Origin of the sequence: Bacillus sp. FSL K6-2944, from assembly GCF_038005385.1 — a bacterium.
GTDB classification, from domain to species: Bacteria; Bacillota; Bacilli; order Bacillales; family Bacillaceae_G; genus Bacillus_A; species Bacillus_A cereus.
On sequence record NZ_JBBOTE010000001.1, the window covers coordinates 844,762 to 857,258 of the forward strand.

The window sequence follows — 12,497 nt, forward strand, 5'->3', positions numbered from 1 at the left end:
AATGAATGAAAACATTATGAATGGGGTTATACCCTATGATAATAGGAGGCCACTATGGAAAATATAATCTATATTGGGATGGATGTCCACAAGGAAAGTTTTAGCTTATGTGCACTACACGGAACAACTGGGGAAATTGTAAGAGAAGCACGATGTGCTTCAAATGTATCTCTCGTAAAAAAATTCGTTGAGAAACTGAAAACAAAATATGGTGAAGATATAAAAATTAAAGCTGGATATGAGGCTGGTTGTTTAGGGTATTCACTTCATAATCTTCTTGAACAAAATGGAATTGATTGTGATATTTTAGCTCCCACAACAATGTACAGTTCATCAAAAAATAAAATGGTTAAAAATGATAAATTCGATGCCAAAATGATTGCTCTTAATTTAGCAAATGGCACCTATAAAGAAGTATATGTTCCAGAAGAAGAGGATGTTGCCGTGAAAGAGTATATCCGCATGTTAGGTGATTTTAAAACATCTTTGAAAAAAATAAAACAACAGATAAAAGCATTCCTTTTAAGGCATGGCTATGTGTATGAAGGGAAATCAAGCTGGACAATCGCTTATATGAAATGGTTAAAGAATCTTGATCTACAAGGATTATTCAAAGAAACGTTAGGCGAATACCTATTACAGTATGATGTTCTAGTCGATAAAATTGAGCGGTTCAGTCTGAGATTAGAAGAATTATCTCATCGTGAAAGGTACGAAGAACCAATCGCAAATTTAAGATGCTTAAAAGGTATAGATACAACATCGGCAATGACTGTTCATGTGGAAATTGCAGACTTCACTCGTTTTCCCACGGCTAAAGCATTTATGGCTTATGTAGGATTGACACCAAGCGAAAGCTCAAGTGGAGAAAAAATCAGTCGACGTTCGATTACAAAACAAGGAAATTCGACCGTTAGGTCTACTCTTGTAGAATGTGCAAATGCGTTGGTAAAAGGAACAATCGGATTAAAATCGAAGCGAGTGAAAGCAAGACAAAAAGGGCAACGAAGCGAAGTGATTGCTTATGCGGATCAGGCTGTAGAAAGGTTACAAAGAAAATATTATCGCATGATATATCAAGGGAAACCTAGAAATGTTGCCGTTACAGCTATCGCAAGAGAACTGGGGTGTTTTATATGGGGATTAGAAACAGGTAAAATTCACCGAAAATAAAGAGGGAAGGATATGAAGTTGATTGATTCATTCATAGTTAGAAACCAAAGGTATCAATTGATGGCATAGATGAGCTTCAGAGATAGTGAATTACAGGTCTGGCTATCTATGACTCACCTCTTCTGGCATGGCTGAAATTCTGATAAACAAGCTATTTATTAGAATTTGAAAAGGTGTGATCCACGCAGTGAGATTATAAGAGCCTAACGACGAACCATTAACCTGAGGTAACCAATCCACGAATAACAGAGTGGTTAACTGTCGATAGATCTTATTTCTGAAGCTTTTGTATGCCATCAAGAAAAATATTATGGGTGAAAAACTATTGACAAAGGTCACTTCATAACAGGTGAGTTATTCTTTTCATAAAGAATTATAAAAAATAAGAAGAAGTTGTCCCGCAAAAGTTGGGAACAGCTTCTTCTTATTTTTTAAGTTATTATTAAACCGTAAATAGGTTGTAAGTTATGGTATATGTATTTGAAAAGGTTATATAGTGTATTTTGTCGAATTGTTTTAATTTAATAAAGAGAATGATTGGAGCGCTTATACTTGAAAAAAATAAAGAAACTATCAATCCCTAATGATGCTAGAGTTATCGTCATATCTGATATTCATGGAGAATTAAATCTTTTAAAAGAAGCACTACATAAAGTTAACTTTAAAGATGAAGATTATTTAATTATTAATGGAGATCTTTGCGAGAAAGGACGAGATAGCGTAGGCGTAGTAAACTACGTTATGAATCTTGTAAAGAACAATTCAAAGGTTCACGTTGTTGAAGGGAATTGTGAAGTTTTAGTTGATGCTCTTCTAAATGAAAATCCTGATCTTATTAATTATTTATGTATGAGAAAGCACTCGATTTTTAATGAATGGCTAGAGCAATTAGGTTTTTCAGTTCATGAGGGCACTTCAATTCGTGAAGTGAAAGAAGCATTGTTAAGTGAATTTTCACAAGAACTATATTGGCTAACAGACTTGCCAACAGCGATTGAAACAGAAGATTATATTATTGTGCATGCCGGTCTAGAAGATAGAGTAGATTGGAAAGAAACAGAGCGCAAAAATGCGATAGCAATGCCAGAGTTTTTTAATAAATCACATAAAGCAAATAAGTATGTAATAGTTGGTCATTGGCCTGTCGTGAACTATTCTGAAGAAGCACCGTCTAACAATCCAGTTATTGATAAGGAGAAAAAAATTATTGCAATTGATGGAGGAAATGCAATTAAAGAAGCAGGACAATTAAATGCATTTATTATTCAGAGGAAACAAACGGGCGATACGTTTTCTTATACATATGTAGACTATTTTCCAGAGTATGAAGTAATAGCGGATTTTAATGCGAATTCAGAAATGCAGGGCGGAGTGACATATCCGTATTATTACATAGAGCCTATCGAGAAGATGCAAGACTACACCGTATGTAAACAAAAGGAAACGAATAATTTACTCACTGTAAAAAATGAATATATAAAACAACTTGAGTCAGGTGAATATACAGTGAAAACCGATATTTCTTGTGCGCAAATAAGCGTTAGGAAGGGAGATATCGTTTCTCTCATTGATGGTAGCTGTTCAGGATATGATTTAATTAAAAAAGATGGCGTAGAGGGTTGGATAGAGAAAGGGATTTTAGTTGAGATAGAAAAAGTGGAAAATAAAACATTAAGCTGAAATAGGAGGGATATAACCTCCTATTTTTTTAAAGGAGTATATTGCTTGCTGTCTTTAATAAGTAAATAAATCGTACTCGGCAGAATGATAAGCGTCATTCCTAAAAGAATTGCTAGTATAGCATAACCTCTATAGGGAGCAGAAACGATAAAAGGAAGTATCGCTAAAAAAATACCTGCTATCATCATTGAAATACTACTAATATTTGAAGCTCTTTTTTCAAGGTACTTATCATTCCATTCTAATGAAACGGTTGATTTAGTCGTATCAATTTTGGAACTGAAATAACCTATTAATATAAATAAAAGCCCTAATGCTAAAAATATGAAATGATCAAGAGGAAGTGAAAAGCCAAGAGCAATGAGGGCGATGACAATATCGACAAAAAATAAGAATAGTAACATTGTGTTGCCGATCCAATGGAGAAATTTCTGGTTATTCGCTGCTTTAGATAAAGCTAAAAATACAAAGAATAAGAAGGAACATATAATTATATTTACGATTACAAAAGTGCTTTTATCCATTGTTGATGTAGGCGTTCCATTGAAGTCCCATTTCGTAACAATATTTGATGGTAAGAAGAAATATAGAATAATATTTGTCGTAATAATAGTGAGAAATAAAGCAATACTAAATCGATTATTCACTAAATCACCAGCTTTCTAAATCAATAATTGGTATCTAATAACAAAATTATACAATATAATAAATGATATTAGTTTTGATTTTTCTGAAAAAACATTATAATTATATATGAAATAAAGAGGAATGCAGGAGGGAATTATGCAAAACGTTATATTAAAGGGGAAGAAAGTTACAATTCGTACAATAGAAGAATCAGATATAAAAACATTATGGAATATCGTATTTAAAGAAGAAAGCCCAGAATGGAAGAAATGGGATGCGCCATATTTCCCGTTCTCAATGCAAGAATACTCTTCCTATAAAGAGAAGGTGCAAACTCGTTTGCAAGAAGAACCACTGTCAAATTTAATTATAGAAAATAACGGTCAAATTATAGGGAAGGTCGGATTTTATTGGGAGCATAAACCGACGCGTTGGCTAGAGATGGGAATTGTTATTTATAATCCAACTTACTGGAATGGTGGATACGGTACAGAAGCGTTAACGTTATATCGAGATTTATTATTTGAAAAGATGGAAATTGGTAGAGTAGGGCTCACGACTTGGTCTGGTAATGAACGAATGATGAAAGTAGCGGAGAAAATAGGAATGAGCTTAGAAGGTAGAATGCGAAAGTGTCGTTATTATAACGGAACATACTATGATTCTATTCGAATGGGCATGATTCGTGAAGAATGGGAAGCGCTATGTGTAACGAAGGGGTGAGAAAGATTGTACGCTATTATTGCTACATTTGATCGTGTGTTTACTCATAAAATTACAGAACTGCAAAATGAATTAACAAATGTAATTGGAACAAATCAATTAGCTGGAGTAGAACCTCATATAACGATTGCGGATTATAATGAGTTAGATGTTCATTTGTATACGGAGAAACTAGGGGAGTTTGTAGCCATTCAAGAAAATATAGACGCAGTAACTTTTCCTTCTGTTGGAATTTTTCCTACTAATGGAACGGTCTTTCTAGCGCCGACCGTTACCGATGAATTGTTAAAACTTCATTATTCTTATCATGATTATTTTAAAACTTTTCATGACAACCCAAATTCATATTACGTACCGGGAAAATGGGTTCCGCATTGTACAATTGCAAATAGATTACATACAAAGCAGTTTTTAAGTGTAATGGAATATATTTATGGAAAGTTTAATTTTGCAACAGCTTCAATTGAGAAATTAAAATTAATTAAGGTGAATTATGAAAATGGTTTTGCCGTTTCTTCTAGTATATTAGCAGAATATAATTTAAAGAGAATGGAGACATCGAGATGACATATATAATTAGAGAAATGAAGCAAGAAGACATTCACGCTGTACAATCAGTAGCAAAAATAGCTTGGCATGATACATATGAAGGCATTATTCCGAGAGAAATTCAAGATAGTTTTTTAGACGAGGCATATTCTGATGAAAAAATGAAATATCGTCTTAAAAATACGCATTTATTCGTTGCGGAAGAAGAGGGTGAAGTAATAGGGTTTGCGAACTTTTCACCTGTTAGACTACAAAACGAAGCGGAATTAGGTGCGATTTATTTGTTACCAGATCAGCAAGGAAAAGGGATCGGAAGTGCTTTATTACAAAAAGGAATTAAAGCATTAAATGGGATACGGAAATTGTACATACATGTAGAAGCAGCAAATGAAAAAGGAAAACGCTTTTATGAAGCGAAAGGTTTTGCTGAATTAGAGCAATTTGAAGAAGACTTTGAAGGACATATGATGCAGACAGTAAGGATGGTTTTATACGTATAAAGAGAACTAGTAATGAAAATTTTTGATTTTAGTGAAAAAGTAGGAAAGCACCTATCAGTATTTCAATCTAATTTCATCATGTCGAAAATATTAAACCATCGAGGGAATATACATATCGGTGCTATGCATTTACACGAGAATGGAATCATCGGTAATCATGAAGCAGTTGTATCTCAACTGCTTCTTATTGTGGAAGGAGCAGGATATGTATGTGGGGTAAATAAAGAAAAGATAAAGGTAGAGGCGGGACAAGCTGTGTTTTGGAAAAAGGGAGAGCTCCATGAAACAAGTACAGAACACGGATTAACAGCAATTGTTATGGAAGCGGAGAATCTTGAACAAGCGATAGTAATGCCTATTATTCAAGGGGAGTTGTGAAAAATGATTGTTAAGGCGAATCAAGAAGATACCAATGAAATATTAAAATATGCGGCTCAATCGCTTTTTGAGGGGACGAGAGGGAATTGTCAATTAAGTACCGAGAAAGCAATTGAGATTACAAAGCCGATTGTAGAAAAAGGAGCATACTATTTAATTGTTAAAGAAGAAAATAAAGTAATGGGATGGATATTAATAGGGGAAAATACAGACTATTTTTCTCGTGAAAAACTTGGATTTATATATGAATTGTACGTTTTCCCAGAATATCGCGGGAGAGGATTATCGCGAGAACTGATGGAAGCTAGTATTAAGGAATTAAAGGAGAAGTATTCAGAAATTCGGTTGAATGTATTTGCTGGGAATTTTGCAAAAGAGATGTACGAAGAGTTTGGGTTTGTTGAAAGGCAGGTAATTATGACTTTGAAGTGAGTATTATAGTCTGAATGGGAGGGAAATAATGATTTAGTGGCTACTTTCTCGCTGGGATTTAAAGTGAATAAGTCCTTATAAATATATAAAATAGATGGTTTGCCTTTATTTTATAGTAGATTTATAGAGTGTGCTTAAAAAACAAATAAATTAGTATTATACAATATATCGTTATTATAGTAAAAGAGAAATTTTGGAAAAATATCATTTTTTTGTTTAGAAATTTTTAAATTATTGATATAATCAATTTGTAGAATTGATTATTGGTTAATTTTACTATTTTTAAATTTTAAGGGGGATTTAATAATGGCAGGACAAATTCGTATGTCACCAGAGGAGCTTAAATCGAAAGCGACTCGATATGGACAAGGTGCAAATCAAATTGAGGACATTTTACGTCAACTACAAAACTTACAAAATGAATTAAGAGGAGAATGGGAAGGTCGTGCTTTCGAAGGTTTTGACCAACAGTTCAATCAATTAAAGCCAAAAGTACAAAACTTCGCACAGCTATTACAAGAAATCAATATGCAGCTTAATAAAACTGCAGAAGCTGTTGCTAGACATGACGAAGATCTTTCTCGTAATTTCGGTCTACAATAAGACAGATAAAAAGAAATATATAATTTAGCCATGCAACCATACGTTGTATGGCTAAATTACTTTAAAACTAGAGTAAGATACGAAGTCTTTCATTAGATAGACTCGCAGTCGCAGGAGTGATAAGTAGTGAAAAAGTTCAAATGGAGCATCTTGTTGTTTATTATTTTAGCTCTTGTACTATCAACAGGGGTCTCCTATTTAGCATTAAATCAAAATGTTAAGAAAGCTAATGAGAATACTACACCAAAAATGACAGTTGCGTTGGTAAATGAAGATCAGGGCACTGTATTTGAGGGCAATAAAATAGCGTTTGGAGATCAATTTGTTAAAAATGTAAATAAAAATACGAAACAAGAATGGTACGTAGTTAGTCGCGGGGTAGCGGAAAATGGATTAAAAAATAATAATTACAATATGATGATTGTTATTCCAAATGATTTTTCTAGGAAGGCAGTTGCGATTGATTCAGAGATTCCAGAGAAATTAACGTTAAACTACAAAGTAAATGCAACTGGGAATAAGGATTTGAAAGCTGAGGCAGAAAATACAGCTTCTGTTATTTTAGAAGATTTCAATAAGCAAATAATCGACGTTTATTTTGCGAGTATTATCGGTAAGCTACAAGGTGCACAAGATAATATAGGTAAAATAATTGAAAAAGGAAACGTTCAAACAACTATGTATAAAAAAGATATACATAGTCCGTTAGCAAATTACACAAATCAATTTAAAACAGTACAGGATTATACAGGTGTTTCTGTTAATAGTTTCAAAGGATTTCAGGATGTTTTAAAAGGTTTCGGTCAAGCATTAGATGAAGGGAATAAATCTAACAGTACGTATTTAGATGGTTTTAATAACTTTCAAAAAATGCAAACTGATAACAATTTGTTAGCGAATAATTTCACAAATCAATTCAATCAATATATGAATGATATGAATACAGGCGATGCTTTAAAGCAATTAAGTGCATTGGAATCCGCTAATAAAATTATTTCAAATCAATTTACGTTTTCAGAGAAAGAACCGAATATTTTAACTGATGCTGCAGCGATTCAAAAATATTTAGCAGATGTAAAAAAACAAGTGTCTGAATATGATACAGAACTTGCAGGGAAGTTAGAAAGTGATATTCAAGAGACGGTAATTAAGAAGTTAAAGCAATCTATGTCGAATGATGGAAAGCAAGAAATCTTTATAAATACATTAATGAAACAACCAGATGCTCGAATAAAGAAACAAATCGAGAATTTAATTGCGAAATTACCTAGTTTAAACATGGAAGAAATCGGTCAAAGTGATTTGCCAGATACAACGAAATTACAACTGCAAAATGTAATTCAATTTACAAAAAAATATAATAAAGAAAATAATTTTTATTATGATCCTGTAAATAAAATATCTTTAGGAAACGCTATTAAAGAAGTAAAGGATAGACTTTATACAGAGGGAATTACATTTAGTGATACTGCGAAAGTAATTAAAATGGAATCTGCACAAACTTTGAAGATAAGTATTCCAGAAGAATTTAAACTAGATGGAAGTACAGGATTCTTACATATTGATGGTGAGGATCGTACAAGTGATTTTCTTCAAAGCGAAGCAGGAGAAATTACAATAGCTCCTCGTAATGAAGGGGATATAAAGATTGATCTGCATGTGAAGTTAAAAGATCCAAACATCAATATAGATGTTTTCTCTCCTGTAATGTGGCAGTGGGAATTGAGTGGGACTCATAAAAAAGAAACTAGTCCTGAAAAAGAAAAACCTAACAAAGAAGATAAAGGAACACAAACGGAAAATAGCAAGGTGGAAAATGTGGTTCATAAATCACAGTATGGCATAATGCCGTTAGTACACAATGCTAAAACGCCTATTATTCAAAAAACAGAACAGAGTAATAATGGTGACAGTGTCAAGCCTGATGCAGGAGGAAAACCTGATACGGGAGGAAATCCAGACACAGGAGGAAAACCTGATACAGGAGGAAAACCTGATACGGGAGGAAAACCTGATACAGGAGGAAAACCTGATACAGGAGGAAAACCTGATACAGGAGGAAATCCAGACACAGGGGGGAAACCTGATACAGGAGGAAATCCAGACACAGGGGGGAAACCTGATACAGGAGGAAATCCAGACACAGGAGGGAAACCTGATACAGGAGGAAATCCAGACACAGGAGGGAAACCTGATACAGGAGGAAATCCAGACACAGGAGGGAAACCTGATACAGGAGGAAATCCAGACACGGGAGGAAAACCTGACACAGGAGAGAAGCCAGACACTGGGACAGATAACGGTAGCAATTCAAAAACTATTGAAAGTACAACGAATCAAGTTGTACATCAAAAAGCAGAAGTATTAACAAAAAATATATCTAGTTTATTAATTAAAGAAGCAGTAGATACAGTCGAAAGTTATCAAGGTTTAATGAGCCTTTACGAAATGTATTATGGGATTGATTTAAGAACGAAAGATGTAGGTCCTAAGTTAGAAGAGGGAAGTTTAGATGCAATTGCGACGGATCAATCTTTGTACTACGTATTAAATAAACAAAGCTTAATTGATTTAATTTCAAATCTTGTTTCATCAAGTATTACTACAGAAATAAAGCAAGATATGTCAGGTTTAAAACAAAAAATAAACTCTTATCAACAATCTATTACTAGTGCGGATCAAAATTCTATGCTACTAGCGGAGAAATTAAATGGAACGACGCAACAAGCAACTAGTATGAATGAAAATTTAGGAGAGTATTTAAAAGGTTTAGCGAAATGGCGTGAGAATAGCTTAAAACTAGTTGAAGAGCAGCAAGTATTAACAACAAATCATGCTGGTGAGCAAACAGCTGTTTTATCGTTAGATTCTGGTATTAAATCATTAATGATGCAAAGTCAGTCATTGGTCGAAAGTTCGAAGCATAGTTTAGCAACTTCAGACGATGTATATAAAACATTTGATCAAATCAATGGACAAGCAAAAGAAATTCAAGACAGCGGAACGACAATTGTTTCAAAAGCTGATTTATTATTAAACGACTTTACGAAGAAAATGGAAGATGATAAATCATTCTCCAAAAACTTTACGAAAATTTTAGCGAATAGTCGTATTGGAGATCGTCAAAATGAAATGCTATATGACTTTTTAGCTAGTCCAGTTCAAAAGCAAAATGATGGAGTAATTGTAGCAGGTAATGCTTTTACACCGTACTTAATTGTATTAACTTGTTTCATTGTTGCATTATTTACAGCATACGCAATTGCGAATCAAGAAAAGAAACGAATGCAATCAGATCATTTTGAAGAGAAATTCTCATTAATTGATATGAATGTACCAACTACAGTAGTAGCTTTCGGTATATCAATTGTGGAAGGGATTAGTATAGGTATCATTTCTGGGCGTCTTTTAAAGTTTGGTCAGGATCAAAGTTTACTATGGATTGCGTTCATCACATTTATTATGATGGCGTTTGTATTGGTCTCAACCTACTTATTACGACAAATAAAAATGGTAGGTATGTTTATACTATTAGTATTTTTAAGCATGTACCTATTTTTAACTGAGGCAGTTGGAAGTAAAGTAGATCAAATGTCCTCTGTCGGAAAGATACGTCAATTCTCACCGCTTCAGTATATAGAAAGTTTTCTAAATGATTTTATTAGTGGTAAAGATACTGGGAAAGTTATTTTTGTCGTATTGTTTGTAATTGCCATTATTGGATTGGTTAGTAATCTATTTGTATGGCATAAGAAATGGGAGGAAAAAGAAGTAAATGATCAAACAATGGAGCATAGTGGCTAAGTTATCATTTCTCTCTATCCTTTTACTGTTTGTCGCGCTACCGATAAGGAGCGCGGCTGACAGTTATCTTGGTGATGATGGGAAGATTAAGTTTAAAGTGGATCGACTTGAAGAAAGCGACCAAGAAAAAAATAAAAAGGAACATAAAGAAACAGAATTAGATAAAGCATCGATTGAGTTATTTAACAAAGATATAGAGGAAGAAATTGAGAAAAAGAAAAAGAAAGAACAAAAAGATATGGAAGCTTTGCGAGATTCTCTTTTTACAAAACCAAAAGAGAATAATAGTGTTAAAGATACGAAAAATAGTTTATTTAGCAGTGAATACATTGTCAGAAAAAGTGCAGATGAAGTAGCGAGTAATGAAACAATGAATGAAGAGCCAATTAGTATAACAATAATATTATTATTTGGCGGCGGCATTCTACTTATTTGCATCGGTATTTATACGGTTCTTCGTAAAAGTTGGAGGTAAAGCGATGGCAATACAAACACATATCAATGTGACAGTAGATTTTAGTAAATGGAATGGAAATACATATGATTTGCGTATTCCGAATCATCAATCTATTAAATATTTATTAAAAAACTTATTAGATACGCTAAAGATTGATAATCATGAAGGTTCACATTTTGTAATTAAAGTGAAAAATAAGTCAATTGTTTTAACAGATAATGATCGTTTAATTGATCACCAAATAACAGATGGAGATATTTTGCAAGTTTTATAAAGAATATTTTTTACTTTTAGTTATTTGAAAATAAGTTATTACGGGTTATAAAGAAAAGGAGAAGAGGATAAACATGACGGAAAAAATAATTCAAATTGATGCAATGAACTATCAATTTCAAATAGAAAAAGAAAATTGGAAATTGGAGATGACCAAATCTCAAACACGTATAAAAGACTTCCGTCAATTCGATATAATTACGGGCGAATCATCTGAATTTGTACCATTAACAATAGAAGAAACGGATGATATGTTTACGTTTCTATATCAAGTAGATAAAAAATTATATAAGTGGGACGATCTTAGCCGTTTTGGAAGAAATGAGAAATTAAGACTACTTCGGAATGTTGCGCAGTTTCGTAAATATTTAAATAAACGAATCACGTTCTTTTTACATCCAGACAATATAGTTTTTAATGCTAATTTAATACCAAGTATTATACATAGAGGAATTCGAGATATTGTTCCGCCAACCCCGTTATTAGAAGAGCAATTTTTAACACAATATAAGTGTCTAATTATTGCTTTATTCTCCCAAAAACATAACTTTGATGATTTGTATGCTGGGTTACTAAAAGATGCAAAAGAAACAACATTTGAACAGACCGTTGCTCAAATGGAAAGCTTAGATGCATTACTGCAGTTTCTTGATGACAGCTTTGAGAAGGAACAAACAAAAACAGAAAAAAATATGCAGTTAGTACCTAAAAAAAGCTATAAATCATTTAAATACTTAGCTTTTTCCTTCATAGCGGCGACAGTTATTTTAGCTGCTCCTTTAATATATTTCACTTTTATAAAATTTCCTTATCAAAATAAATTGTTAGAAGCAAATGCAAGTTTCATAGCAACTGATTATGACAAAGTCATTACGCAATTGAATGAAGAGGAGTTTGAATCATTACCGATTGCATCTAAATATGAGTTAGCATTTGCATATATTACAGCTGAAAAACTAGGTGAAGCTCAAAAGAAATCGATTATGAAAAACATTAGTTTGAAAAGTGATGAAAAGTATTTGCTGTATTGGATGTATAACGGAAAAGGTAATTTTGATAAATCATTAGATTTAGCTAAGACACTTGATGATCCTCAGCTTATTATGTACGGCCTTGTTAAACAAATTGAATCACTGAAAAATAATCCAGATTTATCAGGGGAAGAACGTGATCAAAAGTTAAAAACATATGAGCAACAATTAGATGAATATAAAAAGAAATATGACAATTCATCAAACGATAAAAATTTGTCGGACACAGAGAAAAAAGAGTAAGCACTTGATGAGACAGTTGAAAAG

13 protein-coding genes are annotated in these 12,497 nt (G+C 33.0%); 12 read left to right on the forward strand and 1 reads right to left on the reverse strand.

Features of this window, described 5'->3' with window-relative positions:
* Window positions 1-54: 54 nt before the first annotated feature.
* Entirely contained in the window at window positions 55-1,173 is a 1,119-nt protein-coding gene (locus MHH55_RS04405) for an IS110 family transposase (RefSeq protein WP_340880263.1), read from the forward strand.
* 552 nt (window positions 1,174-1,725) lie between these two features.
* Window positions 1,726-2,853, forward strand: coding sequence for a metallophosphoesterase (locus tag MHH55_RS04410; protein WP_000721377.1), 1,128 nt, complete (start codon window positions 1,726-1,728; stop codon window positions 2,851-2,853).
* Window positions 2,854-2,873: 20 nt separating this feature from the next.
* Here the strand turns inward: MHH55_RS04410 and MHH55_RS04415 are convergent, their stop codons facing one another.
* Window positions 2,874-3,500 carry a DUF1648 domain-containing protein gene (locus tag MHH55_RS04415; RefSeq protein ID WP_002182685.1) on the reverse strand — a complete coding sequence of 209 codons (627 nt, stop codon included), beginning with the start codon at window positions 3,498-3,500 and terminating at the stop codon, window positions 2,874-2,876.
* Between the two features lie 136 nt (window positions 3,501-3,636).
* Between MHH55_RS04415 and MHH55_RS04420 the strand changes: the two genes are divergently transcribed.
* From MHH55_RS04420 to essB, 10 genes are all read left to right on the forward strand, one after another.
* Complete coding sequence (locus MHH55_RS04420) at window positions 3,637-4,203, forward strand: GNAT family N-acetyltransferase (RefSeq protein ID WP_001181783.1); 567 nt, start codon at window positions 3,637-3,639, stop codon at window positions 4,201-4,203.
* A gap of 6 nt (window positions 4,204-4,209) precedes the next feature.
* Window positions 4,210-4,770, forward strand: a complete 561-nt coding sequence (locus MHH55_RS04425; protein ID WP_000270858.1) for a 2'-5' RNA ligase family protein — start codon at window positions 4,210-4,212, stop codon at window positions 4,768-4,770.
* Window positions 4,767-5,252, forward strand: a complete 486-nt coding sequence (locus MHH55_RS04430) for a GNAT family N-acetyltransferase (protein ID WP_000221048.1) — start codon at window positions 4,767-4,769, stop codon at window positions 5,250-5,252. Before MHH55_RS04425 ends, MHH55_RS04430 begins: the two co-directional genes overlap by 4 nt.
* A gap of 12 nt (window positions 5,253-5,264) precedes the next feature.
* Window positions 5,265-5,630 carry a cupin gene (locus MHH55_RS04435; protein WP_000688077.1) on the forward strand — a complete coding sequence of 122 codons (366 nt, stop codon included), beginning with the start codon at window positions 5,265-5,267 and terminating at the stop codon, window positions 5,628-5,630.
* A 3-nt stretch (window positions 5,631-5,633) separates the two neighbouring features.
* On the forward strand, window positions 5,634-6,062 hold the full coding sequence (locus tag MHH55_RS04440; protein ID WP_000635647.1) for a GNAT family N-acetyltransferase: 429 nt from the start codon (window positions 5,634-5,636) through the stop codon (window positions 6,060-6,062).
* A 306-nt stretch (window positions 6,063-6,368) separates the two neighbouring features.
* Window positions 6,369-6,665, forward strand: coding sequence for a WXG100 family type VII secretion target (locus MHH55_RS04445; protein ID WP_000918601.1), 297 nt, complete (start codon window positions 6,369-6,371; stop codon window positions 6,663-6,665).
* 126 nt (window positions 6,666-6,791) lie between these two features.
* The gene (gene esaA / locus MHH55_RS04450; protein WP_340880397.1) at window positions 6,792-10,469 is read left to right on the forward strand and encodes a type VII secretion protein EsaA; all 3,678 of its coding nucleotides are present in this window, start codon (window positions 6,792-6,794) and stop codon (window positions 10,467-10,469) included.
* Entirely contained in the window at window positions 10,441-10,944 is a 504-nt protein-coding gene (gene essA, locus MHH55_RS04455; protein WP_000595655.1) for a type VII secretion protein EssA, read from the forward strand. Before esaA ends, essA begins: the two co-directional genes overlap by 29 nt.
* 4 nt (window positions 10,945-10,948) lie before the next feature.
* Window positions 10,949-11,200, forward strand: coding sequence for an EsaB/YukD family protein (locus MHH55_RS04460; RefSeq protein ID WP_001007571.1), 252 nt, complete (start codon window positions 10,949-10,951; stop codon window positions 11,198-11,200).
* Window positions 11,201-11,273: 73 nt separating this feature from the next.
* The gene (essB, locus tag MHH55_RS04465) at window positions 11,274-12,473 is read left to right on the forward strand and encodes a type VII secretion protein EssB (protein WP_030025434.1); all 1,200 of its coding nucleotides are present in this window, start codon (window positions 11,274-11,276) and stop codon (window positions 12,471-12,473) included.
* Window positions 12,474-12,497 lie beyond the last annotated feature (24 nt).

Excerpts from the sequence above, each read along its gene's own strand:
- MHH55_RS04405 (WP_340880263.1), top strand. The coding sequence starts at position 55 with ATGGAAAATATAATCTATATTGGGATGGATGTCCACAAGGAAAGTTTT.
- MHH55_RS04420 (WP_001181783.1), top strand. The coding sequence starts at position 3,637 with ATGCAAAACGTTATATTAAAGGGGAAGAAAGTTACAATTCGTACAATA.
- MHH55_RS04430 (WP_000221048.1), top strand. The coding sequence starts at position 4,767 with ATGACATATATAATTAGAGAAATGAAGCAAGAAGACATTCACGCTGTA.
- MHH55_RS04435 (WP_000688077.1), top strand. The coding sequence starts at position 5,265 with ATGAAAATTTTTGATTTTAGTGAAAAAGTAGGAAAGCACCTATCAGTA.
- MHH55_RS04440 (WP_000635647.1), top strand. The coding sequence starts at position 5,634 with ATGATTGTTAAGGCGAATCAAGAAGATACCAATGAAATATTAAAATAT.
- MHH55_RS04445 (WP_000918601.1), top strand. The coding sequence starts at position 6,369 with ATGGCAGGACAAATTCGTATGTCACCAGAGGAGCTTAAATCGAAAGCG.
- essA (WP_000595655.1), top strand. The coding sequence starts at position 10,441 with ATGATCAAACAATGGAGCATAGTGGCTAAGTTATCATTTCTCTCTATC.
- MHH55_RS04460 (WP_001007571.1), top strand. The coding sequence starts at position 10,949 with ATGGCAATACAAACACATATCAATGTGACAGTAGATTTTAGTAAATGG.
- essB (WP_030025434.1), top strand. The coding sequence starts at position 11,274 with ATGACGGAAAAAATAATTCAAATTGATGCAATGAACTATCAATTTCAA.